Origin of the sequence: Flavitalea sp. (assembly GCF_035489435.1) — a bacterium.
GTDB lineage: Bacteria > Bacteroidota > Bacteroidia > Chitinophagales > Chitinophagaceae > DATHKG01.
Genome location: NZ_DATHKG010000185.1, coordinates 1 through 26,651 on the forward strand (window position 1 = coordinate 1; position 26,651 = coordinate 26,651).

The 26,651-nt window shown below is 43.1% G+C and carries 22 protein-coding genes and 1 pseudogene; 6 read left to right on the forward strand and 17 right to left on the reverse strand.

The features are described 5' to 3' along the window. From VK664_RS29550 to VK664_RS29600, 11 genes are all read right to left on the reverse strand, one after another. On the reverse strand, positions 1-214 hold a 214-nt coding region (locus VK664_RS29550), incomplete at its 3' end, for a hypothetical protein (RefSeq protein WP_461402352.1). Beyond that, positions 171-587, reverse strand: coding sequence for a hypothetical protein (locus VK664_RS29555; protein WP_461402353.1), 417 nt, complete (start codon positions 585-587; stop codon positions 171-173). The genes VK664_RS29550 and VK664_RS29555, both read right to left, overlap by 44 nt. A 26-nt stretch (positions 588-613) precedes the next feature. Beyond that, entirely contained in the window at positions 614-1,066 is a 453-nt protein-coding gene (locus VK664_RS29560; protein WP_461402354.1) for a serine hydrolase domain-containing protein, read from the reverse strand. A gap of 3 nt (positions 1,067-1,069) precedes the next feature. Then, entirely contained in the window at positions 1,070-1,231 is a 162-nt protein-coding gene (locus VK664_RS29565; RefSeq protein ID WP_461402355.1) for a hypothetical protein, read from the reverse strand. Between the two features lie 232 nt (positions 1,232-1,463). Further along, positions 1,464-3,125, reverse strand: coding sequence for a RagB/SusD family nutrient uptake outer membrane protein (locus VK664_RS29570; RefSeq protein WP_461402356.1), 1,662 nt, complete (start codon positions 3,123-3,125; stop codon positions 1,464-1,466). Between the two features lie 34 nt (positions 3,126-3,159). After that, positions 3,160-6,369, reverse strand: a complete 3,210-nt coding sequence (locus VK664_RS29575; RefSeq protein WP_461402357.1) for a TonB-dependent receptor — start codon at positions 6,367-6,369, stop codon at positions 3,160-3,162. Positions 6,370-6,503: 134 nt separating this feature from the next. Further along, a complete protein-coding gene (locus VK664_RS29580) occupies positions 6,504-7,688 on the reverse strand; it encodes a FecR family protein (RefSeq protein ID WP_461402358.1) in 1,185 nt (394 codons plus the stop codon). 63 nt (positions 7,689-7,751) lie between these two features. Then, positions 7,752-8,339 carry an RNA polymerase sigma-70 factor gene (locus tag VK664_RS29585; RefSeq protein ID WP_461402359.1) on the reverse strand — a complete coding sequence of 196 codons (588 nt, stop codon included), beginning with the start codon at positions 8,337-8,339 and terminating at the stop codon, positions 7,752-7,754. 83 nt (positions 8,340-8,422) lie between these two features. Continuing rightward, positions 8,423-8,704, reverse strand: a complete 282-nt coding sequence (locus VK664_RS29590) for a DUF7683 domain-containing protein (RefSeq protein WP_461402360.1) — start codon at positions 8,702-8,704, stop codon at positions 8,423-8,425. 301 nt (positions 8,705-9,005) lie between these two features. After that, positions 9,006-9,677: a non-homologous end-joining DNA ligase LigD gene (ligD, locus tag VK664_RS29595; protein ID WP_461402361.1), complete on the reverse strand. Its 672-nt coding sequence runs from the start codon at positions 9,675-9,677 to the stop codon at positions 9,006-9,008. A gap of 171 nt (positions 9,678-9,848) precedes the next feature. Then, positions 9,849-10,250 (reverse strand): ATP-dependent DNA ligase, encoded by a 402-nt coding sequence (locus tag VK664_RS29600; protein ID WP_461402362.1) that lies wholly within the window; start codon positions 10,248-10,250, stop codon positions 9,849-9,851. A 41-nt stretch (positions 10,251-10,291) separates the two neighbouring features. Between VK664_RS29600 and VK664_RS29605 the strand changes: the two are divergent. Then, positions 10,292-10,459, forward strand: a pseudogene (locus tag VK664_RS29605) (deaminase); the annotation flags it as partial. 326 nt (positions 10,460-10,785) lie between these two features. Here the strand turns inward: VK664_RS29605 and VK664_RS29610 are convergent. Beyond that, positions 10,786-16,461: an IPT/TIG domain-containing protein gene (locus VK664_RS29610; protein ID WP_461402363.1), complete on the reverse strand. Its 5,676-nt coding sequence runs from the start codon at positions 16,459-16,461 to the stop codon at positions 10,786-10,788. Positions 16,462-16,815: 354 nt separating this feature from the next. Between VK664_RS29610 and VK664_RS29615 the strand changes: the two genes are divergently transcribed. After that, the gene (locus VK664_RS29615) at positions 16,816-17,940 is read left to right on the forward strand and encodes a sugar phosphate isomerase/epimerase family protein (RefSeq protein ID WP_461402364.1); all 1,125 of its coding nucleotides are present in this window, start codon (positions 16,816-16,818) and stop codon (positions 17,938-17,940) included. Positions 17,941-18,112: 172 nt separating this feature from the next. Here VK664_RS29615 and VK664_RS29620 read toward each other — a convergent pair whose 3' ends face one another. Next, positions 18,113-18,727 carry a pyridoxamine 5'-phosphate oxidase family protein gene (locus VK664_RS29620; protein ID WP_461402365.1) on the reverse strand — a complete coding sequence of 205 codons (615 nt, stop codon included), beginning with the start codon at positions 18,725-18,727 and terminating at the stop codon, positions 18,113-18,115. A 291-nt stretch (positions 18,728-19,018) separates the two neighbouring features. Beyond that, on the reverse strand, positions 19,019-19,693 hold the full coding sequence (locus tag VK664_RS29625) for a hypothetical protein (protein WP_461402366.1): 675 nt from the start codon (positions 19,691-19,693) through the stop codon (positions 19,019-19,021). A 61-nt stretch (positions 19,694-19,754) separates the two neighbouring features. Between VK664_RS29625 and VK664_RS29630 the strand changes: the two genes are divergently transcribed. Continuing rightward, positions 19,755-20,084, forward strand: a complete 330-nt coding sequence (locus tag VK664_RS29630) for a PadR family transcriptional regulator (protein ID WP_461402367.1) — start codon at positions 19,755-19,757, stop codon at positions 20,082-20,084. A 33-nt stretch (positions 20,085-20,117) separates the two neighbouring features. After that, positions 20,118-22,820 (forward strand): ABC transporter permease, encoded by a 2,703-nt coding sequence (locus tag VK664_RS29635; RefSeq protein ID WP_461402368.1) that lies wholly within the window; start codon positions 20,118-20,120, stop codon positions 22,818-22,820. A gap of 97 nt (positions 22,821-22,917) precedes the next feature. On the opposite strand, the gene VK664_RS29640 is transcribed toward VK664_RS29635, so the two are convergent. Beyond that, on the reverse strand, positions 22,918-23,280 hold the full coding sequence (locus VK664_RS29640) for a DUF1801 domain-containing protein (protein ID WP_461402369.1): 363 nt from the start codon (positions 23,278-23,280) through the stop codon (positions 22,918-22,920). A gap of 651 nt (positions 23,281-23,931) precedes the next feature. Between VK664_RS29640 and VK664_RS29645 the strand changes: the two genes are divergently transcribed. After that, positions 23,932-24,882 (forward strand): hypothetical protein, encoded by a 951-nt coding sequence (locus VK664_RS29645; protein WP_461402370.1) that lies wholly within the window; start codon positions 23,932-23,934, stop codon positions 24,880-24,882. 92 nt (positions 24,883-24,974) lie between these two features. Next, positions 24,975-25,313: a hypothetical protein gene (locus VK664_RS29650; protein ID WP_461402371.1), complete on the forward strand. Its 339-nt coding sequence runs from the start codon at positions 24,975-24,977 to the stop codon at positions 25,311-25,313. A 57-nt stretch (positions 25,314-25,370) separates the two neighbouring features. Here VK664_RS29650 and VK664_RS29655 read toward each other — a convergent pair whose 3' ends face one another. Together VK664_RS29655 and VK664_RS29660 are read right to left on the reverse strand one after the other, a co-directional pair. After that, positions 25,371-26,114, reverse strand: a complete 744-nt coding sequence (locus tag VK664_RS29655; RefSeq protein WP_461402372.1) for a hypothetical protein — start codon at positions 26,112-26,114, stop codon at positions 25,371-25,373. A 33-nt stretch (positions 26,115-26,147) separates the two neighbouring features. Next, positions 26,148-26,369 (reverse strand): hypothetical protein, encoded by a 222-nt coding sequence (locus VK664_RS29660; RefSeq protein WP_461402373.1) that lies wholly within the window; start codon positions 26,367-26,369, stop codon positions 26,148-26,150. Between the last annotated feature and the right edge of the window lie 282 nt (positions 26,370-26,651).

Below are 26,651 nucleotides of genomic sequence, written 5' to 3' on the forward strand. Positions count from 1 at the left end.
GCATTTGTCTTTCATTTATCTGGAAGTCCAACTCATTGACTTCCCCTTCGCCATCTTTGAACTTTATGTTTGCACCAGGCCCAGGAATCGTAAAGGAGCTCTGGGAAATAGCCAGTAATGTGAATTTACCCTGCCCGGTCAAGTTTACTTTCAGGTTATCACCCTGCACTTTAAAGTCCATAATCTCCTGGCTGCAACTCAAATTTACCTTCATATTTTTTCAATATCTCTAAATCGATCTTCGCAAATTTCTCTTCTGAATTCTTTGTAACAACACCCCCCTTGGTACGTTTTGGTTTTTCCGCACCCAGGTAAATATTAGCTATTTTATAGGCAAGCTCGCTTGCATTTAGTGAAGCAACGTTACCCAAGACAATAACAGAAAGGCGCAGATCCGGAAAACGTAATAGATGTGTCCGAAAGCCGGCGTCTGATCCACCATGCTCAATTGTCCGATGTCCTTTATACGATCCCATAAATTGACCCATGCCATAAGAGGTCTTGTCGCCTTTAACAAGAATACCCTTAGTATTCATTTTTTGAATCATTTCCCGATCACCAACTGTAGGTTCCTCTAAGTTGGCCACCCATTTACTTAAGTCTTCTGCAGTACTTAGTACACCAGTAGAGCCGATAACATTGGCGATGTTTGGTGTTTTTTTCTTGTAGCTGTTTCCACTTCGAAAGAATAAGAATAGGCTCTGTGCTTAATGATTTCTTCGTGATCAGCCAAAACCTTTGTATGCGCCATGCGTAAGGGCCTGAAAATATATTGCGTTGTAAATTCAGAAAAACTTTGGCCAGAGACCCTGGACACGATTTCTCCAAGTAGGGTGTATCCGGAATTTATATACATGAATTGGCTGCCTGAATCAAAGTTTAATTCTTTTTGCTGACTCAGCACCCTTAGGATTTCTTCCTGGTTGAAAAGGTCATTCAAGCCCCATCCGGAAAGCCCCATAAGGTAAATCCATTCTCTTAAGCCACTGGTATGATTGAGCAGGTGTTTGATTTTAATTGACTTACTGGCAAGCTGCATTTCCCTTTGAGAAAACCATCTGCCCATCCTTTACAATAGCAATCGTTGCACCGGGAGTTTGGTTGTGGTTCCAATTTCTAAAAGCGCATCAATCTCTTTTTCTCTTGCCGGCAAAGAGCTGCCCGCATTAGGGTGCACGGCCTGTGCAGCGGCAAAAAAATGAATGAGTATAAAAAATGGCAGAAACTTCATGTTTAGTATTTTGATTGATTCTTTGACTACACAAATATCGCCTGGGTTACAGATGCCTGAAATAATCAGACAATTTGTCCTACCCAGTAAATCTGCAGAGCTTGTCAAGGACTACCCGCAGATGGAAGATTCAAGCAATTTTTACTAACAGGAAAGCCCTTCTTTTTACGAAGGGCCCTGATCATTTGCCATCAACCAATTTAAACGCCGAAGTTGAGGCGTAATTATTATCTTAATAACCTGGATTTTGTGTCATTTCCTTTGTTAAATTAGCATCTATCACGCTTTGCGGAACCGGAAAAAGTTTGTCTTTTTCAGCAATTTTTTCCCCGCCGAAATGATTATACTTTTTTGCTCTTTCAAGCAATTTATCAGTCCGTAACAAAGTGAAGCGCCGCTCTTCTTCAAGTACAAGCTCCCTCGAACGCTCATCAAGAATAAAATCGATATTAATCATAGAGGCCGTCACGTCGCTCGCGCCTGATCTTCGCCGGATAATATTAATTGTCTGTGCAGCATCACCGGGTGATCCCGCCAATAGTTGTGCTTCTGCTTTTATAAGATAAGTATCCGCAAGCCTTAATGCGATATAATCATCAAAATTCGGGCTCTGGGTCACATTTGCAGCGTTGGTGCCTTCTACCTTACGGGAGAAAGGCCAATCGTTTCTTTGCCAGGTCGCTTCTGTAATATCGGTTTTCCAATTCATCCAGATCGTATCACCGAATTTATAACCTACAGGTAGTTTATCGGCCGGATACGGAGCGTTCTGCGCCTGATCTTTAAGAATAAAGAATTTCCTGATGGCGAAATTGGAACCTCTCATATCCTGCGGTTCATACGCATCTATCGCCCATTTTGTTAATGCCGAATATGCCTTGCCCCTTCCACCTCTTTCAAAAGTTATTTGTAATGGAATCACATTGCCAATCTTAACATCCATATACCTGCCCAGATGGTTGGCACGTGTGGAGGGATCATCACCTCCACCAATTGTTTGAAACTCGTACTGCCATACCCATAACGCTTCTGTATTCCCCTCTACGCGGTTCCGGTTACCTGGTTGAAACATGTCCATAAACGGGACGCCGGGCTCATTCTTTTTTACACCGTACCTGGTTGTTATTAGTTTGTAGGCTGATGTACTGATTACCTTGTTTGCCCAGAAAAGGGCGCTGTCAGGTTTTTTAACCGTGAGATACATTTCAGCAATATAATGCTGTACAGCACCTTTAGTCATTCTGCCGGGAAGAGACGCTTCTACAGGGATATATTGATGAGCAAATGTTAAATCGGCTAAAATCTGATTTCTCACTTCGGCTACGGGTGCACGGTACCAGTCGGTTTTGATAGTGGACCCAAGCGACTCCTCGAGCGAAAGTGGAACATCACCCCAGCTATAACTCAGGTGACGATAAGCCCATGCACGTATAGCTTTGGCTTCGGCAATAACTTTGTTTTTATTGTCTTCAGCACTTGTGCCTCCCCCTGTCCAATCAACGTCTTGTCGTTTTTCAGCTTGACCAATAATTGTATTTGCAGAATTAACTATTCTGTATAACCAATCAAAGACGGCAGAGTAAGATGACCTTGTCGGGTTGTTGTTCGAACCCCAGGAATATGCGATATCGCCAAATCCCTGGCGATAATTTGGGATCATATTATCGGTGCCTATGGTAAACATCGCCTGATAGAAATCTATTGGCGCATCCAGTTCGTCTCTCATTAATGAATAACAGCCGTTTATACCGGTTTGAAAACCTTCATAGGTGGAATACAACGATTCAGTGGTAATCAGATGCGGTGGCTTCTCATTCAGCTTTTCTTTAGAACAGCCAACCTGGGAAAAAATGATACAAGAAAGCGCTATTATATAAAAGGAATTTTGTCGCATGATAATTTATTTAAAATGTTTAATGCCTGATACACTACAGTGCCAGGTTAATCCCGAAAACGAATTCTTTTTGTAACGGCATACTCACCTGGCTACTCAGTTCAGGGTCAAGACCACGCCAATCGGTAATTGTAGCCAGGTTCCGCCCACTGACATAAACCTGTAATTTTATAAACCGCAGCCTGTCCAAAACTGATTTTGGTAAATCATAAGCAAGCGATACATCTTTTATTCGCACGAAACTGGCATTTTCATACACGGGAGCATAGATTCCGGACATCAGGTGGGCATCAATATGGTTCATCTGAAAATCATTAGATGGATTTTCGGGCGTCCACCAATTTTTGACAGTGGTATTGTGCCTTACACCCGCTGTTACGCCAAGGTCCGACATCAGATCATTCACCTTTGTGACTCCATGGACCCCGTGAATGAATACATTCAGGTTAAAATTTTTGTATGAGAAAGTATTACTAAGTCCCCATAACACTTTTGGATCCTGCTGTCCAATGATCTGTCTGTCATCAGAGTTCAGTTTGCCATCGCCATTAATATCATTTATCTTACTATAGCCTGGTTTTGTACCCCATTGCGAAGCTTCGGCGGCTTTATCTGTTTGCCAAACACCACCGAATACATAATCATAATTCACCCGGATTGGTGAGCCTATGAACCAGCGGTTAGATAAATCATCAATTTCATTTCCATCACTATCTAGTTCTCCATATAGCGAAACAATTTCATTCTGCAGGTAAGAGAAATTTGCGGAAGTCGTCCATTTGAAATTATTGGTGGTGAAATTTTTTGAGTTGAGAGAAACGGTAATTCCTTTATTTTGTGTTTTACCGATGTTTTGAGTAATGGAAGTGATTCCATGAACAGGAGAAATAGATCTGTTTAAAAGGAGATCGCTGGTATTAGCGCGGAAGACATTAATATCACCTGATAAACGACTACCTGCAATGACAAAATCTAAGCCTGCATTGATCGTGTTTGTTGATTCCCAACCAAGATTGTCCTGTCCGAGCACGCTTGGTTTATAGCCGGGTAAGGTTGTGCCGAGTGAAACCATATCTTCTGAACTTAAACGCGAAATTGTTTCATATGCACCCAAAGCCTGGTTACCATTCCGGCCAACAGAAACTCTAAGTTTCAACTGGTTAAATATACTTTCAAACGGAAAAAACTTTTCATTGGCGAAGTTCCATCCAAGAGCTACTGATGGAAAGAACCCCCATTTATTAGCGGATCCAAAACCAGAGTAACCATCACGCCGTCCTGTAACTGTTACAAGATAACGGCTATCGTATGAGTAATTCAAACGTAGCATCTGGGAGATCAGATCTGTTTTGTTGTAAGCAAAACCAGGAGTGACAAGCTCCGCTTGTGCGGCCGAATACCATGATAGCACATCATGGGGAAAACCACTTGCACTAAGTGTGTTTGAACTTCCTGTGTTTTCTTCAAAACTATACAAGCCCGTTGCCGTTAGATTTTGCTTTCCAAACTTGCGCTCATATGATATGATATTCTCAATAATAGAGTTACTGGATTTGCTGCGGTCTGTGTTCGCACTACCTCTTGCATCCAAACCAACTTTCGTATTTCTGCCCCGGTATGTAGAATTGTCTGTAAAGCGAATTCTATAACCGGTATTCAGCCGATAACTTAAGCCGGGTATAAATGGTACTTTGATAACCGCATAGTTGTTTGTGATCACCTGGTTAGACACATTCAGGTTGTCGTATAAGATCGGTGAAAGAGGATTGGTACGGACGGGATCATCTGCAATCGGGGTTATAGTTAACGAACCATCTTCATTATAAGCTGTTGCAAGTGGATTTCTATAGAACAATTCATTCATGTCAAGGGATGATCCGCTCCGGTCATCATATAACAACTGTGTTCGGGTACCAATAGAAAGCCAGTTAGTAATTTTTGTATCAATATTGATTCTGCTCGTTGCGCGCAGGTAGTTATCATTAAGTACCAAACCTTTGACATCAAGAAACCCGCCTGATATAAAATATTTAAAAGTCTTTGAGCCGCCTGAAACGGAAAGATTATGTTGATGGCTCGCACCGTTGCGCATGCCCAGGTCAAGCCAGTTAACGGCTTTTCCGGCATCGTACACTGCTTGTTCGCTTTGTGTTACACTCCCGGGAATTCGTTGGTTCTTAAATTTATAAAACTCTTCACCATTCATGATGTCGGGTATATTCACATATTTCTGGATGGAATACTTTCCGTCGTAAGCAATAATCGTTTTACCTTCAAAACCTTCTTTCGTAGTGATAAGAATTACCCCGTTAGCACCTCTTGAGCCATAAATAGCAGCAGATGAGGCGTCCATTAACACTTCAATCGATTTAACGTCATTCGGATTAATATCATTCAACGATCCGCTGTAGGGAATACCATCTACAACTACCAGTGGTGTATTACTTGCCTTAATTGAATTGCGGCCGCGGATCATCAGTTCCTGTTCAGGTACTGCACCTCCGTTAGACGTTTGTATCATTACTCCGGGAATTGCTCCCTGTATAGCCTGCGCAATATTTATGTTTGGCACCATTTCCAATCTCTCTTTTGGAAGAGACGCCACCGTACCGGTGATATCACTTTTCTTTTGCGTACCATATCCTACCACCACGATATCGGTTAGTGCATCAGTAATTCGGGCAAGATTAATACTTATCAGCTGCCTGCCATTTATCCGCACCTCCTGCTGCCTGAAGCCGATGAAAGAAAATACCAGCACCTGGTCTTCATCATTTATTTCAAGCTTGTATCGACCATTTTCGTCTGTGGTAGTACCCCGGGAGCTGCCTTTCACCTGCACACTTACGCCGGAAAGCCCTTCCCCTGTTGAATCGCTGACAACACCAGAGATGGTTGCAGGCGGCGCCGCAACAGGCGTATTAGCTTGCTCAGACTTTGAGGCAATATCGGGTAGTATACTGATAAAGATTGTTCGGTTCTGGATCGAATATCTTAATGGCTGCCCTTTAAGAACCTGGTTCATGAATTGCTCCAGCGTTACATCCCTTACAGATATTGTTACCGGTTTGGCAAGTTTAAATAATTCATAATTACAGGCAACCAGGTAACCTGTTTGAGATTCAATTTCAGCAAATATTTTTTGAATGGGAAGATTCTTGCCCTGCAAAGAAATTGTCTGGGAAATTCCTTTTGCACTTACCTGCAGGCATATTGCAAAAATAAGAAAGGTCGTTAGTCTCATGACACGCATCGTTTTACTTAGCCCTGCCGTTTGCAGGATTCTAATTGCAGTTAATTTCATACTTAAGCAATGTTTGGGTTTATTATATATGGCAATGAACCAATGAAAAATTTTCCTTATTTCGTATTTTGGTGTTATGGTAAAATCACTAATCTTTTTCCCTTTTCAAGCCGGTAATTGACGTGCATGTCATGTAGCCCACTGAGAACCTGTGTTAAGCTCAGATCCCTGCCGACTTTTCCCCATAACTGAATATTGGGAACTTCTTTTTCATAAACGACTTCAACATCATACCAACGGGCAATCTCAAACATTACCTGCTGAAGGGAAGATTTGTTAAAATTGAAGAGGCCATTTTTCCAGGCAACTGCTTTGCTCGTATCGGCTCTTACAAGCTGCCCATTATTATAAGCATACCCTGGCGACATAACATTACCCGCAATTTTTATAGATCCTTCGATTAGAGTTGTAATAGCTCCCGGTTCATCTCCATAAACGTTAACATTGAATTTTGTACCTAACACTTTTACGTCATCATTATTTCTGATTTTCACAATGAAGGGCATATTTGCATCTTTAGCTACTTCAAAAAAAGCTTCACCCTGAATTGATACTGTCCTTTCTTTTCCAACAAAAGCTGTTGGGAAAGTAATACTGCTGGCTGCATTGAGCCATACGCGTGAACCATCTGGTAATCGTAATTGAAATTGCCCACCCTTTGGCGTACTCATCGTGTTGAAACCTGTTACCCTATTATTCTGAAGTGAATCCGAAGTATTGCGGGTAAAGCCAGAAGCCGCTGCAGCACTGCTGTCCGGTAAAGGGGCGAGTGCCTGATATTCTAACTGACCGTTCGTCCTTTTCACAACATTAAAGTCTCCCTGCCGCACAAGTGGCCCATTGGCGACACTATCTAAAATGATAGTGGAGCCGTCAGCGAGTGTCAGCATGGCTTTCATACCTGCAGGTGCTACATCATGTATTTTTGAAGCGGTCGCCTTTTGTTCTTTTTGGATTGCGGAGCGGCCATTGTAGAGATAAACATAGCTGATGGTACCAAAAATAATAAGAATGGCAGCGGCATATTTAAACCAGGGTTGGTTTAACGTGAAGACCTTGCGGTCAGTTTGTAATACAGGTGTAGCAATGACGTCTTCAAACATTTTTTCCCAGTCCACAAGCGGAGCGGATGTGCCCGTGCCTGATTCCTGCCACTTTGCTTCAAGCAATTGCAGTAATTCCTGATGTTCTTGCGCATCCAGAGTTTTGGTCTGGTATCCGCGTAATAAATAATTTAATCTGTCATTAAGTGGCTCCATTAGCAGTAGTTATATAAGGGACGTTTGACAGGCTGACTTGTACTAGCCGGTTTAAAAATTTATTTAAAAAATATGCAGGAGGAGGTAGATGACACCAAACTGGCCATGCCGTTCGAGGTATTGGCGGATCGATTTAATAGCAGTGCCCAGATGATTTTTTACGGTGTTCGGCGATATATTCAGACGTTCGGCAATTTCATATCTTGACAGTCCTGCATTTTTGCTTAGCTGGTAAACAGACTTTTGCATACCAGGTAACTGTTCAACCGCTAATGCAATAAGCTTTTTACTATCCCGGTAAAGAACTTCATCTTCAGTAATGTTTGACAACAAATCGTTTGTCGCGACAGCTATTTTTAAGCGTTTTTGAGTCGATTGCTTGTCAAGCTGATCCAGTGCGGAATTTCGTGCAATGACAAAAAGATAATTTCCTGGATTTGTTATATCTGCCAACCTACTACGATTCGCCCATAATTTTACAAAAACATCCTGCGTAAGCTCCTCTGCATCGGTTTCAAGTCGCACGATATATAATATAAAGTAGAAGAGTTTAGTATTGTACCGTGAAAAAAACGCGTGAAATGCGTGTTCGCTGCCACCGGCAATGAATTGAAAAAGTTCTTCGTCAGTATACTGTGAATAGGCATTCATCTAATCCAATGTAAAGTAAAAATACTTACCGAAAATTATTCCGATGAGCTTGCAATTTTGACAATGCAGGTTGCCTGATTTTCTCAATTATATATACCCGAACATTCTAAGACGTAAAAAAAAGAGTCCAGATCAATTTCTATTTTAATATTAATTAAGGAATTTAATCTATTTAACTGATGAGCGGTTAATAAATACCCGTCGTACAAGAGAGGATCATCATTTTTTGGGGATACAATTGTGCTCAATGTTTCAAAAGGAATATTATCAATATTGATTTCACGAACAAACTCATTTGTTTGAGTATAAGTACAAATTGTTCGTTCAACGCTGTATAATCTCTCTTTTATATCTTTGTTTTCCATTTCCCGGTTAGCTTTTATTAAATTTTATCAAACTGTAAACTTCCAGTTAAATTATATTCGTTATTTTATAATACATAAGACTTTAGCCCGGAAAGAGGGTCCGAATATAACAATTATACGTTAATGTTTTTCCATTTTTTGCTCCTACTTACAGGCAAGAATAAAACCGGCTAATACCCTTTTAATATATCGCGACAAGCCGTTGCGAAATTGGAGCATATATATCACTTCCGGAGACTTATGTGTGATAGCATTCGGAACATGAATGTCATTCAAAGTATTTTCAACACCCTGGAATTGGCTATAGCAATTTTATTATCCATGATACCCTCAAATAAATCGCTTTTTTTTTGATGCGCGCTACAATTGTATTTATATCAAACTGCAAAGGATCCAATGAAAGTTTTACTTCTTTCCAGTCGAGAGGTGTTGAAACGGAAGGATGATGAAAAGGCCGGGCTGCATAAGGCGTTGCCACGGTGTCGGCAAAATCATTCTGATTTGAGTCGATATATAACTTATTCCCACGACTTGAAATATTCACAGCAGTAGTGGTGAATCCTGACACCAATTCGTGAATGGCATTGCAAATGTTTTCAGCAATGTCCCTGGCCTGCCTGAAATCAAAGTCGGGGCAAGGAAGATATAAATGCATACCGGTTTTTCCGGATGTTTTGATGAATGCCTTGAGCTTTTTGCTATCAAAAAACGTTTTCGCAGCTATCGCAGTCTTTATGGCTTTTTTAAAATCATCATCAGAAGGATCAAGATCTATAATTATGTAATCAGGATGATTGGGTGACCTGACACGGGAGGTAGATGGGTTTATATCTATGCAGCCAAGGTTTATCATATATAATAAAGTGGCCTCATTGTTTGCAACGAGGTAATCGATCTTTGCGCGTTTTCCTGCGGCTTTATGTTTCCTGTCCACGGTAAGTATCGAGGCACAATCGGGTTCCCGTCCTTCCATGTCTTTTATGTATTAAAAGGACTGTTTTTGTTTCCAGGGGTTTTAGCTTTTTCATTATCCCGGGCATTTCTTTGTCCCTGAAACTTCCCCCTCCGTGCCCAATCCATTCCAGCTTTTTATTTTTGTAAGCTCCAAATAACAGCGACCGGAAAGCCCTGCCCTTATCTGATTCTATCCAGCCACAATAACGAACTCTTGCCGGATTTCGGTTGGAGTTTTATACCAGTTCGGGCCACGTTCACCAGGATTATAAGTAGATGTTGCTTTCTTGGAAATGATTCCCTCCAACCCAAGCTTCTTCATTTGTTCATAGAGGTTTGCTCCATCCGAAAAATGTTCACTATAGCGGATTACATTATTATCTTTGAGTATGAGGGCAAGTATTTCCTTTCTTTGAAGAAGGGAAAGATCCATGAGGTTGTATCCATCTATCCAAAGTATATCAAATGCATAATAAAAAATAGGTTCATCATTGCCATTGAATGTTTGAATAGCATCAAAGTCGGGAATGCCGGCAGCGTTCATCACCGCTGTCTCACCGTCAAGAATTACATTATGTTTCAACTTTTTCAATGCAGCTACGAGCGGTGGATATTTAGCGAGCGGTACTTGTTAAGGATGGCCAGATCATTGCTGAAGGTATTGAGGGCGGTAAAACCCAAAAGGATATTACCCATCATGCCGAGATAGAAGCCACAAGAGATGTGGTAAAGAAGTTTGGCAATACCGACCTTTCAGATTGCATAATGTACACGACCCATGAACCCTGTATCATGTGCTAGTATGTTATTCGTCATCATAGAATTAATACCATTGTTATGGGACTTACTACCGGTGAGATTGGAGGGCAAAGTTCGATTTATAAGATACTATCCGATCAAACCATTAAAAAATGGGGAGAGCCGCCTGTATTAATAAGCGGAATATTAGAATCTGTATGTGAAGCCTTACATAAATAAGATATTAAAGTCCATCTTGAACTTTCCAATATTGTTTTTTCCAGTCATTTGTTTACGTTTTGTTGCTCAAAGTACTGACGAGAACTTCGTTGGATGTCAAGCCCGTCCAAGGACGACACTGATATAGAAAAGAAGACGAACGGGTAATCTTAATTCGCCACAACCATCAGTGTTCGTGATAGCATCCGGGTGTCATCAATCCAGATCACTTCATAGATCCCTTGTTTCAGGTCTGAAATATGAACCCATGTTTCCTTTGTATTTCTTAGGGCAGTCGCTTCTTTAACGACCCGTCCCGACAAATCCACAAATCTCACCATCACGTTTTTAGATGTTACAGGGTGTTTTATCAGCACCATGTCACGGGCAGGGTTAGGCGAAATCGTCAGATCTTTGGAATCCCTGGCAACGTTGCTAACACCGGTGATAGTTTCAAACGTAAATATCGACCCGGTTGCGGAACCTTCAGGCGTTGTAACATTTATCACGCCCGATTCACCGACACCAACGATCGCAGTAATGGATGTAGGCGAGTTTACAATAAAGGAAGCAGCATATACACCACCGAAGGTTACTTCCGTTGCATCGGAAAAATTTGTCCCGGTGATGATCACGGATGTACCAGAAGGACCATGATCTGGAGTAAAGCTTGTAATTGTAGGCGAAGTAGTAAGATATGTGAAACCTGGCAGGCCGGCCGTACCTGCACCGGCAATAACCGATACGCTTCCTGTTTTCCCGCGGCTTACTATAGCGGAAATCGTTGAATCATTTATCACTGTAAACGAACCGGCAGGCACGCTCCCGAAACGCACATCAGTGGTACCAATAAACCCGGTACCGCGAATGGTAATCGTTGCCCCTTGCGTGGCGGAGGTTGGCGCGAACGACCATACAAATTGCCCGGCAACCATATTTCGTAATATTGAAAGCGTACCATCTCCGTAATTTGAAGTGACTATATCCGGTCTTCCATCGACATTCACATCCGCAATGGCAATACCACGTGGCGTTTTTCCAGTTGGCATCTCGAAACGCCCGGCGAAAGACACAGCATTATTGAGACTAACATTCCGAAAAACAGAGGCTGAAGAGCTATAGCTATTGGTGATAATCAGATCTGGTTTTCCATTACCATCCATGTCGCCGATACAAACGTTATAGGGACCGGTTCCGGTAATCATATCAACTTTCGTAGCAAGTGCTATGTCACCGTGTTCGCTCACATTCATAATGTAACCGACAGTATTCATTGCCGGATTTGTAATGATCACATCGTTCCGGTTATCATTATCAAGATCAGCTAAGGCGAGACCTTGCGTACCCATTGCGGTCATATAAGAATGATATTTGTCAGTAAATACCGAAATCCCTGCAGCAGTACTGGTATTCCTGAAAACAATGACACTCGCATTTGTCGCAATTATGATATCTGGTTTGTTGTCTAGATCAAAATCGTTTATTCGTATTCCTACCGGGTATCCTGGAAATGACACCGTGACCACCTGTGAGAATGAGAGCATCCCTGGCCTACTGTTATTCTTATATATATTCATAATTGAAGCCCCATCATTGAGAACGGCCAGATCTGCCTTCCCATCACCATCGATATCGCCTACCGCCACATGTGAACCGGAGAACGAGGCGACAACATGCTTGTCGGCAAAAGACAAAACCCCTCCTTTGCTGGTGTTGCGATACACTGATATCCCTGTAACCTGGTAACCTTCAGGTACCACCATATCAACATTACCATCGCCATCCAAATCGGCAAAGACTGCTCCACCAACAGCCGAAACATTTGAATACGTTTTCTCAAGCCATAAAGAAACGGAAGCCGGATGACTCCGGTTCTTTAATAAAGACACCTGGGACAAAGGATAAGTAAGAGAGACCGCAAAATCATTCTTGCCATCAAGATCTGCATCGCCAGCTGACAGATAGTTAGGGTTAACGCCGACAACCGAATCAATCTTTGGAGCAAAAGAATTTACTCCCAAAATTCCCGAAGATGTGAACGTTACATTGAAGGAGTTATTCGTATAGCATGAGAGGCCGTTAACTGTAACGCTGATGGGCTCATAGGCTGCTCCCATCGGTACGGAAACGGTGACACTGGTCGCTGTTGCCGACAACACCGTTGCTTTTAAGGACCCAAAATGAACAGTGTTTCCGGATACCTGCGGATTGAAATTATGACCCACGATTGTGACAGTCGCTCCTACCGGCGCTGACATGGGGTTAACGGATGTTATGACTGGTCCGTTACTATACAGGAAGCCTGCGAAATTTGCTGTACCAGTCGGTGCCGTGACTACAACATCGCCGGATTGCCCGGAACCAACAACTGCTGTGATAAGCGAGTCGGACTGAACTATGAAAGATGATGCACTTGCATTTCCAAACTTCACAGCGGTCGTACCAGAGAATTTATTTCCTGCAATGCGTATTACCGACCCGGTTGCGGCCAAGGAAGGAGTGACTGCCTTAATGAATGGCGTAGGAGCGGTCAGGATAAACTTACCAAATCTTGCAGAACCGGCTTGAGTCCTGATAAAGATCTCTCCTGAATTACCGGGATCCATTATCACTTTGATTGTATCAGTCGTGATCTTCCGAATAGCGCGAACTTGTATCCCGCCAACAGAGATGGACCATACATTATAAAAACCTGAACCGATGATCGTGACTTCAGTACCAACAGGACCGGAGACTGGATTAAACGAGGTAATGTTGGGTACATCGTAATAGAAATTATACAATGAGGTTGCGCTTCCCCCCTGGGTGGTGACTTTAATAGGGCCCGTGGCGGCCTTACCCACAATCGCTGTGATTGATGTACTTGAATTTACTAAATACGAACTGACGCTTACGCCGCCGATACTTACACTTGTCACGTTTTCGAAATCTTCCCCGATAATTGAGATTGCCTGGCCTTCACCTCCGCTTCCGGAGTAATCAGTTATCTTCGGCGGTCGCTGCAAAAAAGTGAAACCGCTTAGCGTATCGTTTCCTGCCCAAGACGTCACCACGACATCTCCCGATGCTCCCCTGGGAACAATTACTGTTATGCTCATGGTAGAATTCATTGTAAAATACCCTTGCATTACACCCCCAAAAATTACCCCGGTTACCCTGAAAAAATTGGAACCGGTGATTTGAATTGTGTCACCGGTAGTTGCTGCCATCGGGAAAAAACTGGTTAAGGTCAATGGCGGATAGATAAATTTGAAGTCTGTAACTGACTCAGCAAAGCCTACCCTTGTTTTGACCATCACCGAGCCCGAATTGCCGCTGTCAACTGTAGCCGTAATCATTGTTGGAGACAGGACCGTGTACGAGACAGCCGGCTCTCCGCCTATATAAACACCCAGAACCTCATTAAAGTGAGTACCGGTGATGGTGATTGTTGTTCCTATCGGACCACTGGCAGGTGAAAAATAATCAACTGTTTGCAATGGTAAAAATGTAAATCCCGCTTTCGAGCCAGTACCAAAATTCGTTTGTACCACCACGTTACCCGAGGCGCCTTTCGGCACGCGCGCAGTTATTTCTGTTGTATTGGATCTTGAGAATTGCGCCGGTACGCCGCCAAAACTTACTGCGTATGCCGAACCGAAATTGTTACCGAATATGGTAACGTAATCGTCTTCACTTGCAGAATCCGGCACAAACCTGTTAATGATTGGTGGTGGGTAATACCGGAAATCCTGTTTAGTTGCAATCCCCACGGGTGTATGAACGGCGACCTCTCCTGAGGCTCCATTTCCAACTATGGCTTTGATATTGGTTGAAGATAAAACGACAAACGAAGTCGCGGGCACACCGCCAAACGTTACCTCTGTGGCACCACCAAGATGGTCGCCATAAATGCTGATAGTATCCCCGGTGCCTGCATCTGCCGGACCAAATTCTTTGATAACAGCCGGCGGGATAAAAACAAAACCAGGTAATACCGCGAACCCAAAATTTGTGAACACCGCTACCTCGCCCGAGTCTGCCTGCTCAACGACTGCAGTAACCGTTGTTGCATCAATCAATGTAAATGAACTGGCAGAGACACCACCAAATCTGACATCTCTCAACGTGGCCAAATTTGTACCACTGATTGTCACAACCGTTCCGGGCCCGCCTGTGAGTGGTGTAAATGATGTTATTGAGGGTGGTGATGAATATATGAAATCATAGCCAACAGCGACTCCATCCAATGTAGTCACTTCTATTTTTCCAGAGGCAGCAACACCCACGGTTGCTGTTATTTTTGTAGATGAATGAACCGTAAATCCAGTCGCCGCAATACCACCAAAAGTAACTGATGTGGCGCCCGTAAGATTTGCACCCGTGATTGTCACAAGCTGTCCGGTCACTGCGGATGTTGGTGAGAACGAACTGATTTGTGGTTCGGTCGACTTATTTCGCCAGATACCAGCACGAAAAACTCCGCATCCGATTGCGACATCAGTTTTACCGTCATTGTCCCAATCGCCGGCCAGCACGTTGGTACCACAGCTGGAAGGGAACCCGATTGGTGACTCAAAGGCAATACCTGACACCGTGCTGTTGTTCCTGACAACAGAGAATCCCGATGGATCAAATGTCGGCACAACAAGATCAGGTTTGCCGTCACCATCCACGTCGTTCAATGCTAATTCATACGCACCATTTACATAGACTTCATTTCCTTTTACAAGTGAAAAACTTCCTCCGCCGGAAGTATTACGAAAAACAGAAATTGTATTCTGAAAATAATTTGCAAATGCCACATCGGTTTTATCGTCTCCATCCAGGTCACCAAGAACAATGCCGACAGGACCTGAAGGGGTCGTATAATCAATTGCGGGCAAAAATGCCATACTGCCAACTGAACTGTTGTTAATTAACACAGACATCATATTTGCAGCAAGAGATACAACCACAAGGTCGGGCTTTTTATCGCCGTTAAGATCACCGGCGGCAATGCTGGTTCCTCCGTAGATAACCGGTATCTCGATCTTCGTTGCAAAGGCGAGAGCTCCGATTGTGCTGACGTTTCTTAGTACGGAAACTGAAGCGGGAAGAAGAGTACTATTACCAGTAGCAATATCCGGTTTACCATCGCCATCAAAATCAGCTATTGCAACGTCAAGCGGCAGTTGAGCAGTACTTAGATCCAATTTCGAAGCAAATGAAACGGTTCCTGGAAACCCGGTGTTCCTGAATATTGAGACTGAATTGCTGTTCTTATTACTTACAACAATATCCAGTCTTCCGTCTCCGTCAAGATCGCCTGTCTTTAGACTTACAGGTTGGTTGCCGGTAGTAACCCGCGCAACCAATGAAAAAGAGATTTTAGTACCCAGGCTGATATTTTTATAGATAAACAGCTCATCGTTTATGCGGTCAACCGTGGCGATATCTGATTTACCGTCGCCGTCAAAATCACCGGAAGCCATATCAATTGTTTCGCTGTTGCTCACATCATCCAGCGTACCAGCATAAGTGAAAGCACCCTCGGTTAGCGCTCCCCCCGGATATCTGACCAGGAACGGTGATGATGAATAAGCTGTTAAGCCATTAACAGTAATACTTATCGGACAATAACCCGCGCCAGCAGGCACCGCCACAGTTATTGTACCCGAACCGGATGAAGTTACACTTGCACGGACTGCTCCGAAATAGACGATGTTTTCGGCTGGCACGGTACTAAAATTCACTCCGTTCAATGTTACCGTAGAACCGATCGTGCCGGACTGAGGGGAAACAGATGTAATTACTGGTTGAGAGAATAATGATAAACCGGCTGACAACGCTATCAGGCAAAGCCAGAAGTGACGATTTTGTAACACAGGGTAGCTTGGGGTTAGTTAGTTTTTGAAGAACCCTTCAAGATAGAAAAATACCTTGAAACCTCATAGCACTTGCCCGAATTTCTGGTACAGCATTTAGCTGCATGCTGATGTTGACCATAGAGGGCAAAACACAAAACTATTCGTGACCATCAACTCAACTTTTATTTTATGAATATATCAGGTTGGTTTATCCATATATATTATGAAGCAAAGGGAAATAAATGGTTTCATAATTTTGCCGTTTTCTGCCGCATCGTTTGGATCTGGGATTTATTCCGTCAGGGTTTGTAAAGGTTAATTCAAAGTTTTACTTGTTGATGATTACTTAACTTTGATAGTTCAATACTTGTAATGAACAATCAGATATGGATCATGACATCGGCCTTTGACCGGCTGACATTGGATGAAATTATTGTAAAGGCACAAGAAATTGGCGCTCAAGGTTTAGACGTCTGTGTATTCAGAAAAGATAGCACCCGCAATGACTTTGTTGCTACACACCTGGATTACGAAAACTTTTCACCTGATCATGCCAGTCAATTAATAGACAAGTTTAATGCGGCAAAATTACAGTTATCATTAGGTGCATTTGACAATCTGATTGGAGGTGATCCTGCACAGCGTATCAACAATCAAGATCATTTACTACGCCTTATTCGCATAGCATACATGCTGGGTGGCGATGCCAATGATATAAAAGTAGGAACCTTTGTTGGCTACAATCATGACCTGGGAAATCAGGAAAATGGTTTTCAGAAAAATCTTGATGAGTACGCACGGATATTTGAACCTATTATCCGTTATGCAGAAGACTTAGGTGTGACCATACTTTACGAAAATTGTCCCATGGAAGGTTGGCGCCCGCCGGGGTATACCGGCACGTTCAATAATCTTTCAGGCGTATTAGCGGCACGGAAGCTGATGTATGAGATCATTCCTAGTAAAGCACATGGTGAAATTTATGACCCTTCTCATGATATCTGGCAACATACTGACCCGGTTGATGTGATCTTACATTCTGATATAAAACGAATGCATCGCATCCATGTGAAAGGAACTTTGAAGCGTAATGATGTTTACTGGGGAAATCTCTATGCGAGGCAACTGGTTAATCCAGAGCTCGCTCAGCGGGCTGGTGTCCCAATAGCTCAGAATGAATGGGACCGGCATAATTATGAAGCTACGCTTCCTGGTTTCGGTGGCTCTGATAGTGTTGATTGGCGGTCTTTTGTAAATGCATTAAAATCAAAAGAATTTCGCGGCCCCTTCGAAATCGAAAATGAAGCAGCGCTTTCTAAGGGAACAGGCAACATGGGTGCGATTGTGCAGGGATTTAAAGCATCGGTTCTAAGCCTGGCTCCCCTATTGTGGGACCTGGCAGAAAACGGATATCAATATAACCAACAAGGCTATCATGAACTTTGCAAACATCCTGTAAAGGATATCCCTGTTGTTACGATGGCGCAACTAACATAGACTTAATGTGAATTGTATTCGTACACCACATAACCCCATGGCTCCATATTCCATCGGCAGATTTTACTGCCTGTAAACTTACATTTGCAGGATTAATCAATAAAACATATTGTTGCTCGAAACCGAATGTTTGTCCCTAAGTTCAACTCCTTGTATGACCAATGACTTCTATTTACTTCAATGACGCCTTTAATGTTCTAATTTCTTCTTCCATTTTTTCGATAAGCTTGGTTTGGGGCGCAAAAGCTTCCTGAATTTCTTCAAGCGTGTACCTCGGAGCAATATGTTGAGGGCAATTCCAGTCGTAGGCTTCAATGTTAAAGGTCATCATCCGTTCAGCTTTAAATTTATAATCCGGTAAATTGAGCGAATCATACAAAGCGGGATCGTCTTTGAGATCTATAACGACAGCCTTCGCCAGGATTTTCAATCGGGCCATTGCAGGATAATCAACCATGATGAGTGATACATTGTTATTCGTTTCAATGTTGCCAACTGAAATGTATTGCATGTTACCACGAAAATCAATGAAGCCTATCCGCTTTGCATCAAGTATCTTTAGAAATCCCTTAGGGCCTCCGCGGTGTTGAATATAAGGAAATCCATTTTCGCCAATACTGGCCATATAAAAACTATCCCGTTCACGGATAAATTCAATTTCATTTCCAGTTAATCCTTCAACATAAGTATTGTTTTCCAACCTGGCATAGCTTGCCCGGCTACCCGCTTTCTCCTGTAATTTTTTTATTGCTTCAGTGAAAGCAATGGAAGGATAATTTTTAGCCATGATTTAACTTTTTATTAAGTAGTATTCCTGCCACTGCGTTCTTTTGGCGCCGGCGCAGCCCTGGAGTTTCGGCATACATTGCCATCATTATTTCTTAATAACAAATTTTAGGGTAAACGTGAATGCGAAGTCAGTGGCTTCACGATATTAAAGTTATCATATCTAACTGAAAGCTAAAATCTCCAATAATTTGCCTCGCATTTCCCGTCTCGTGTGGACTGCTTGCAGGATTTCGCTTTTAGAACAGATATCAGCTGGTGGGTATTTGATAGGGATGTTACCATCGACCTGTTATTTCTCTTTAGATATTTTTAGGTCGGAGAAATATCCTTCAGTGCCAACATCAACCCAAAGGCCGATGGCACCTTTGTTTTCGGCGCCGAGTTTCAGATCATTTACGATCAGTACCGGCTGCTTGTTATTATTCAGGAAAAGTTTTGCCTGTGCACCGCGCACTACAATCCGCAAACTGATCCATTCATTGAGGCCCATATCTGCATAAGACTCATATTGTCCCGCAGCTTCGTCGCGCAACCGTTGAAAGCCATAATCGGGAAACGAAAAATATTGTGTTGCATGGTTCCTTCTTAACTGGTCTTCTGCCCTGCCGTTCGTGGGACGGATATACATGGATTCAAACTTTGTATTATCACTGTTGATCCGGAAGGCAACGCCAATGAATCCCCTGGCGTAATCAGGGGCGTTAGGAGTAAGCTTACTCAATACTTTCAGCTCGATCGTACCGTCCTGGAAATCGATTCCTTTTAGCCGTACAAATGTAGACTGGTCGGCTTTTTTTATGGAAGTGTCCATGATAACCTTTACGACTTCTTTGTCGCCCAGCCTCTCGACCGACATCGACACATTCACCGCTTCCAATTCGTTTTTCGCCAGCTTAACCGCCTGCGCATACAGGGCATGCGAAAATAAAAAACATACACCCGCCAGGAGATAATATTTTTTCATAGCATCTAATTTTTAAGGAAAGATAAATAATTTTCCTACATTTAGGAAATAATTATTGAAAATGAAAAAATACCAATTGGGAGAATTTGAAGAGATCGTGCTCCTGATCATCGGCGTATTATTTAAAGACGCCTATGGTGTATCGATCAAAAAAACTATCGAAGAGAAACTTTCCCGCAGTGTTAGCATGGGCGCTCTTCATACGGCACTGGTGAGACTGGAAGATAAAGGGTATATCAAATCCGCTGAAGGGGAAAGAACCGAGGAACGTGCAGGAAGACCGAAAAAATATTTCCAGATCACCAACCTTGGTAGAAAAGCGATGGAATATAACCGTGATACCCGCAATGAATTATGGAACGCGATTCCCAAAACGGCATTTGGATTATAAAACAGCTTTGGAATCATAATACAATGGAAGTTTATGAAAAAGCAGCCCACTCCCCCACCGATATTTCAAAGTTTCTTTCGTTGGTTCTGCCGGCGGAAGTTACACGATTCTATAGAAGGCGACCTTATTGAACTCTACCAGGAACGTGTGCGCGCAAATGGAAAGAGGAAAGCAGACCTGCTGTTCATGATAGATGTATTGCTTTTGTTGAGGCCCGGAATTATCCGATCCATCAGGCAACCCGTCTTACATTATCAAAACCCATCCGATATGATTAAACATTATTGGAAAACGGGCTGGCGCAGACTGGCGCTCGACAAAGGCTATTCGGCTATCAATATTGCCGGTCTTTCCATTGGCCTGGCGGCCTGCATGCTCATTATTCAGTATGTGAATTTTGAATTGAGTTTTGACGAGTTCCATAAAAACAAAAACAACATTTACAGAGTATTGAATGATCGTTTCCAGGAAGGCAAACGGATACAACATGGACCCATGACTTATTCTGCCATCAGCAAGGCGCTGAAAGATGATTACGCGGAAGTGGCGGAATATACAAGAGTGACACCATACCGCGTTGAAGTGATGACTTATGGTGAAACCAAAATAGCAAATCAGCGCGCTATCGCGGTAGATAATTCTTTTCTTTCCATGTTTTCTTATCCCCTGATCGCGGGTAACCCGCAAACCGCATTGCAAGAGCCCAATTCGATCATTCTTACCGAATCGCTGGCAGCCAATATTCTGGGTGCCAGGCAGGATGCTGCATCCGTTTTGGGTAAGCTTATTATCTTTGACCGGGATTCCGTTCCGTATAAAATAACGGGCGTCATGAAAGATGTTCCAGCTAATTCGTACCTGCAGCTCAACCTTCTGTTGTCTTATGTTTCGTTGTATAGTGCAAGCGGCAACAATAGATGGACAGCGTCCGATTACAGTTTTACCGAATCCACTTTCTGGCATTATGTCCGTTTAAAAGAAGGAACAGATTACAGAACACTGGAAGCAAAGCTGCCAGCATTCAGCAGGCGGCATTTTGATGGTACCAAAGTCTCAGGAAGCGATGAGAAATTCTACCTGCAACCGCTTTCAAAAATGCACCTGTATTCTGATTTCGAATATGAGATCGGTAAAACCGGGAGCGCTGTGACAGTATGGGGGCTGCTTTTGACCGCTATCTTTATTATGCTTATCGCATGGGTCAACTATATCAATCTCACTACCGCACGTTCCGCGCAGAGAGCAAGAGAAGTGGGCGTACGCAAAATATCAGGCGCTTATAAATACCAGTTGGTATGGCAGTTCTTAACAGAATCATTTATTGTCAATACGATCGCAATAATGATCGCGCTCCTGCTTGTCAGAATTTTACAGGGCAACTTTAATTCCCTGGTACAACAGCAGGATCTATCCATCACGTCATTATTTACAAAAGGCATCGCAGGTTACGGGATCATTTCAGGCCTGGCCGTTTTAGTGATTATTGGTATTCTTGTTTCCGGGCTCTATCCTTCGCTGGTTTTTTCTTCCTTTAAACCTATCGAGATTTTGAAAGGGAGATTCGTTCATTCAGGCAAAGGAATATTGTTGCGAAACGGCCTTGTTGTAGGGCAATTTGCTATCACGCTTGTTTTGATGATTGGTTCGTTGATTGTTTACAGACAGGTAAATTTTATGAGCCAACAACAACCGGGAATGAACATGGACCAGGTGCTGATCGTGAAAGGGCCGGTGCTTACGCCGTTCGATTCGACATTTGCAGGCAAGGCAAATACTTTTGTGGAAAGGCTGAAACAGTTACCACATGTTAAAGCAGTGTCAATATCCGGAAGGATACCGGGGGATGAATTGGGCAGGGCCTTTAATGTTTACAGGACTGATCATACGGACACTAAGATCGCGCTTGGTAATATGGGCGTGGATAAGGATTTTATAGATCTCTATTCGATAAATTTACTTGAGGGAAGAAATTTTTCTATTACCGATTACAATTTCGATTTAAATAAAGTTCACAATACCATCCTTAATGAATCGGCATGCAGGCAGTTCGGATTTTCGGAACCTGGAGAAGCGGTCGGCAAATCCATTATGATGTTTAACAGGAAATGGGATGTGATAGGTGTAATCGCTGACTTTCACCAGAAATCACTCCGCTACCCTTTGGAACCAGTCGCTCTGATGCCAACCAACCAGGGAACCTATAGTCGCATCTCTGTAAAAGTGGACACGGAAGATCTTGTTGCAACAGTAGACGCGATTAAGAATGAATACGCCGTTTTTTTTCCAGGAAATATTTATGACTATTATTTTTTGAATGAATGGCTTAACCGGCAGTATAAAAATGATGCGCTGTTCGGGCGTGTGTTCGCACTCTTCGCGGTGCTTGCTATCTTCATTGCCTGCCTCGGCCTGCTGGGCTTATCATTATTTTCAACTGCGCAACGTGTAAAAGAGATCAGTATCCGAAAAGTTATGGGCGCAAGCGTTGCGGGTATTGTGCTATTACTATCCCGTGATTTTATCAGGCTGGTGACCATCGCTTTTGTGATCGCTTCACCAATTGCTTATTTTATCATGCATACATGGCTGCAGGACTTTGCTTATCGCATACCTGTCAGCTGGTGGATCTTCGCGCTTGCCGGCTTATGTTCAATTGCCATCGCGCTGATCACCATCAGTTTTCAAACGGTCAGGGCGGCAAGATCAAACCCTGTGACTGGACTGCGGGCAGAGTGAGCAGATAAGGGCACTTCAGCCCGCCAGACGCAAAACCGGTGTTGGCGGCTGGTTTACTTCCCGGAACGAATGCAACCGATTATATTTTGCTCCGAAATTACTGTTCTTGCTCAGCCCCAAATCGTATTGCTGCTTGAAGAATATCAATGTTTATATCTTTTAGCGTTTTGAACTTAATGCAATACCCGCTCACACTCGCCTTGCCGAGGTTTTTTCCATATGTCCGGGCTAAGTATTTCTTATCTTTAATACCAAGGATATAGACAGAGATCCCGGTTTGGTTTGGACTTATACCAATTTTATAAAACTCCCTGGTTTTTCCGTCAGCATATTTTATGGTGTGAAGTCCATATCCTATATTAGGATTAGAAACAGTTTTGTTTTCAGTGTTTTTACCATCCAAAAACCATAATTGACATGCTGGCATTACTTCCAGAATGATGCGGTGTAAAGCTTCCATGTCGCTGCGTTTTGGTTCAGGTTGGTTGGTAAGATACTTTTCGATTTGTTCTTGTATGTTCATATAAAATTTAGTTGCGCTTACTCTAATCAGGTCCTGGCCTTCCTGTTTGAAAAAACGCTGTATAAACAAGAGATGAACCCAATGAGCACCAGTCCATGGCCAGGGTTAGAATGAGAAGTACCCGTACAGACCTGGCATGAATCGGTACGAACCGCAATACATTTAATGGCAAATAACTTAACACTATCAAATATCAAAAATATCAAAACAGTTGCAATAATTCCAAATTATAACAGAGACCAAATTGTGGGTATGCGAAATTGGAATCTATAATATCCAAATGACGATGGCTAATGGAAACCCATCGTCAAGCGATTTAAATCATTCCGATCAAATTATGATTCGGGAATATGGAGAGCCCTTCGCGAAGCGCGAAAATGTTATTTTATTACTGCATATGCGTTTGGAAAATTATTTCCGTAATCATCTGCAGTCGCAAGTCCCGTGACGAATGTCGAACTTTACAGATATTTGCGTAGGATATACCTGGTATGAATTTTTAGAATTAAATTCAACAATTCTTTTCCAACAATCCAATAAGCCCAACCTGAACTTACCTGATTTGGTTAGAGGATAAAATATTGTTGTATGAAGCGCATTTGCTGTTATTCACTCAGTATCCCGGAAGGTGGTCGATCCGACCTTTTAACTCAGATTATAACAAGTGTAGATTCTCTGCGTAGCTATAATAAAGAAGTTGGTATCATTCTATTTGCTTACGGAGATTTACCTATGAATCTAATGCGCTCACTTCAGATGCTGGGCGTTCGAATCTGGTTGCTACCTCCATATAGTGCAAGGCTTTCCCAAATTTGCCCCATTGGATGGCAATTTCTTTGTCAATATCCCTTGCTTCATAAATTTCTCAACTTCGCAGAGATAAGCTCGTTAGATCCAGACCAGGTACTACTATTAGATTGTGACACTTATTTCCAGGGGGACGTGGCTCGACTTTTTGATCAGTACAGTAGTCCGGATCTGGTCGCCTGTGAAGAGGTCGGCTCGCGACGTAGTCGCCAGGGATACCACCGCAGCATGATAGATGAGGATAATCTCATCCAAATTGGAAGTATGGTTGGTATTAATCCTGCTCAGCCATTTAATCTTGGGGTCGTATTGTTAAACAATGGTATTTGGAAAAAACTCGCAGGATTAAGTACGTTGCACATATCCTACGCCTGGCGTTTTATGGTCTGGATGGCAGCAAATCCCAGTGAGCCTGATTCAGAATATGGCGAAGGAGTTGGTGTCGATGATTTGAGACAACATTGGTCTTACTTAGCGCCTGGCGATCAATTTTTGGCACTGCCTTATCCGTCAAAAAACCGGTGGATTCTGGATGAGGTGACGCTTTGGATGACACTTGGCCACTTACCCAATACAACGTTCCAGGATTTTAATCACACTGACGTGATCCAGAGTGTGGAGTTCACCGAAAAAGAAAGAATACGAACCTGGGTAGTCTGTCATTACTTCTCACAAAACCTAAATCTGATTTCCAACTGGGTCCGAAACAAAGCAGACTTTGTTTCGACCTGACAACATCTTAAACGCGTACCGGGTTTATTGATGTCTGAAGCCGTAGCAACTTTGTTATCAAAATATGAAACCAGTAAAATAAAACATTCCTGATGAAAGAGTATAAAGGTAGAATTCTCCTGCCTGCCAATGCACCTTCATACCGGGCGCAAAAAATCGTCATCGAGGTTCGGGATGTATCCTTAGCCGATGCACCTTCGATACTTATCGCTAAGGAAGAACTGCATGATATAATGCTGGCTCCTAATAAAAAAATCAATTTTAAAATACGTGTTCCGGAATTAGAATCAAAACAATCATTATCCTTTAGAGTACACATAAGTAAGGATGGTGATGATCGTGTGAAGCCAGGAGAACTTCTTACAACCATAAATTATCCGGTACCATCGGGTACTCGTGAAATAATTGAACTTGCTGTTGTCGTTATATAACTGAGTCCGGATATGGAGGAGTGCAGGGTTCTTCGATAAAAGGTAACGGAACAGCTGTTAAGCCATAACCTTGAAACACATCGGCGCGGTAATGCGGTATTGTCCTTTTCCTACCGGTCGCACTAAATGCGGGACCATGCCACCAGCCAAAATACAGGTTTCTCCTGCAGCTAATTTTATGGGTACGGCGTCTATTTTCGGATTTTGACGAATCACTGAAAGTGGATCTTGAATTTTTTTTGGATAAAGAATCAATTCGCCACCCTCTTGTTGACTGTCAGTGTTGTCAGACAGCACTACTATTACCGAAATATCACATGTTTCTACATCGCGGTGTAGTCCCAGGTAATCGCCGGGTCGGCAATAATAGCTGTAACCTGCCCGGTCCCGGCTAGCTTGTACCGGCACGCCGATCAGCTGTGATAGCAACACTTGCAGCGTGTGCGCCCGATATAATCGGTCCTGTACGGGCCCACCGCCGGTTGTCAGAAGCTTGCGGGGGGGTAGCCCTCCACGCCATTCCTCTATGTCAGAATTCTCCCTTAGTTCTTCACTGGAATTAGCAAACAACCGACAGGCTTCATCAAACATAGCCCAAAGAGACTCTTTACTAAATAATTGACGTTCGATTTGGAAACCACCCCGGGCCAGTAACCTCGACTCTTTTAGCACAGCGATAGATTCGTCGTTATTAGGCTGACGAGCTTGAACCGTATCATATTTACTGTTGACGCCTTCTGTTAATTGAGAATCAAAATACATATTCTTATCTAAAATTCTATTTCGAAAGATTTGGCCCATTGAGAAAAAAGAACTCCTACTCCAATCTTAACCTCATTTTCCGCTTTGCTCCTGTTGCTGCGCTTCCCATTGTTGCTGAGCTAGCCACTGTTGCTGGGCCTCCCACTGCTGCTGAGCTTCCCATTGTTGCTGGGCTTCCCATTGTTGCTGAGCTTCCCACTGTTGTTGAGCTTCCCATTGTCGCTGCGCTTCCCACTGCTGTTGAGCTTCCCACTGAGCCTGTTCCCATTGGAACGGCGGTCTAAACGGTGTCACGAAAGGCGGTTGGAACGGTGCTACGAACGGCGGTCTGAACGGTACCACGAATGGTGGCTGGAACGGCAAGAACGGCGGTCTGAACGGTGCCACGAATGGTGGTTGGAACGGCAAGAACGGCGGTCTGAATGGTGCCACGAAAGGTGGCTGGAACGGCGGCAGGAACGGTGGCAGGAACGGCGGCCTAAACGGTGCAACAAAAGGTGGCTGGAACGGTGGTTGGAAAGGCGGCAGGAACGGCGGTCTGAACGGTGCCACAAAAGGGGGTTGGAATGGTGGCCA

Bases quoted from the DNA above. Each gene is read 5' to 3' on its own strand.
- VK664_RS29585 (WP_461402359.1), bottom strand. From the start codon at position 8,339: ATGAATGCCTATTCACAGTATACTGACGAAGAACTTTTTCAATTCATT.
- VK664_RS29650 (WP_461402371.1), top strand. From the start codon at position 24,975: ATGAAAGAGTATAAAGGTAGAATTCTCCTGCCTGCCAATGCACCTTCA.
- VK664_RS29625 (WP_461402366.1), bottom strand. From the start codon at position 19,693: ATGAAAAAATATTATCTCCTGGCGGGTGTATGTTTTTTATTTTCGCAT.
- VK664_RS29565 (WP_461402355.1), bottom strand. From the start codon at position 1,231: ATGAAGTTTCTGCCATTTTTTATACTCATTCATTTTTTTGCCGCTGCA.
- VK664_RS29640 (WP_461402369.1), bottom strand. From the start codon at position 23,280: ATGGAAGCTTTACACCGCATCATTCTGGAAGTAATGCCAGCATGTCAA.
- VK664_RS29560 (WP_461402354.1), bottom strand. From the start codon at position 1,066: ATGGGCAGATGGTTTTCTCAAAGGGAAATGCAGCTTGCCAGTAAGTCA.
- VK664_RS29655 (WP_461402372.1), bottom strand. From the start codon at position 26,114: ATGGGCCAAATCTTTCGAAATAGAATTTTAGATAAGAATATGTATTTT.
- VK664_RS29580 (WP_461402358.1), bottom strand. From the start codon at position 7,688: ATGGAGCCACTTAATGACAGATTAAATTATTTATTACGCGGATACCAG.
- VK664_RS29620 (WP_461402365.1), bottom strand. From the start codon at position 18,727: ATGGCTAAAAATTATCCTTCCATTGCTTTCACTGAAGCAATAAAAAAA.
- VK664_RS29645 (WP_461402370.1), top strand. From the start codon at position 23,932: ATGAAGCGCATTTGCTGTTATTCACTCAGTATCCCGGAAGGTGGTCGA.
- VK664_RS29635 (WP_461402368.1), top strand. From the start codon at position 20,118: ATGAAAAAGCAGCCCACTCCCCCACCGATATTTCAAAGTTTCTTTCGT.
- VK664_RS29615 (WP_461402364.1), top strand. From the start codon at position 16,816: ATGAACAATCAGATATGGATCATGACATCGGCCTTTGACCGGCTGACA.
- VK664_RS29570 (WP_461402356.1), bottom strand. From the start codon at position 3,125: ATGCGACAAAATTCCTTTTATATAATAGCGCTTTCTTGTATCATTTTT.
- VK664_RS29575 (WP_461402357.1), bottom strand. From the start codon at position 6,369: ATGAGACTAACGACCTTTCTTATTTTTGCAATATGCCTGCAGGTAAGT.
- ligD (WP_461402361.1), bottom strand. From the start codon at position 9,677: ATGGAAGGACGGGAACCCGATTGTGCCTCGATACTTACCGTGGACAGG.
- VK664_RS29630 (WP_461402367.1), top strand. From the start codon at position 19,755: ATGAAAAAATACCAATTGGGAGAATTTGAAGAGATCGTGCTCCTGATC.
- VK664_RS29590 (WP_461402360.1), bottom strand. From the start codon at position 8,704: ATGGAAAACAAAGATATAAAAGAGAGATTATACAGCGTTGAACGAACA.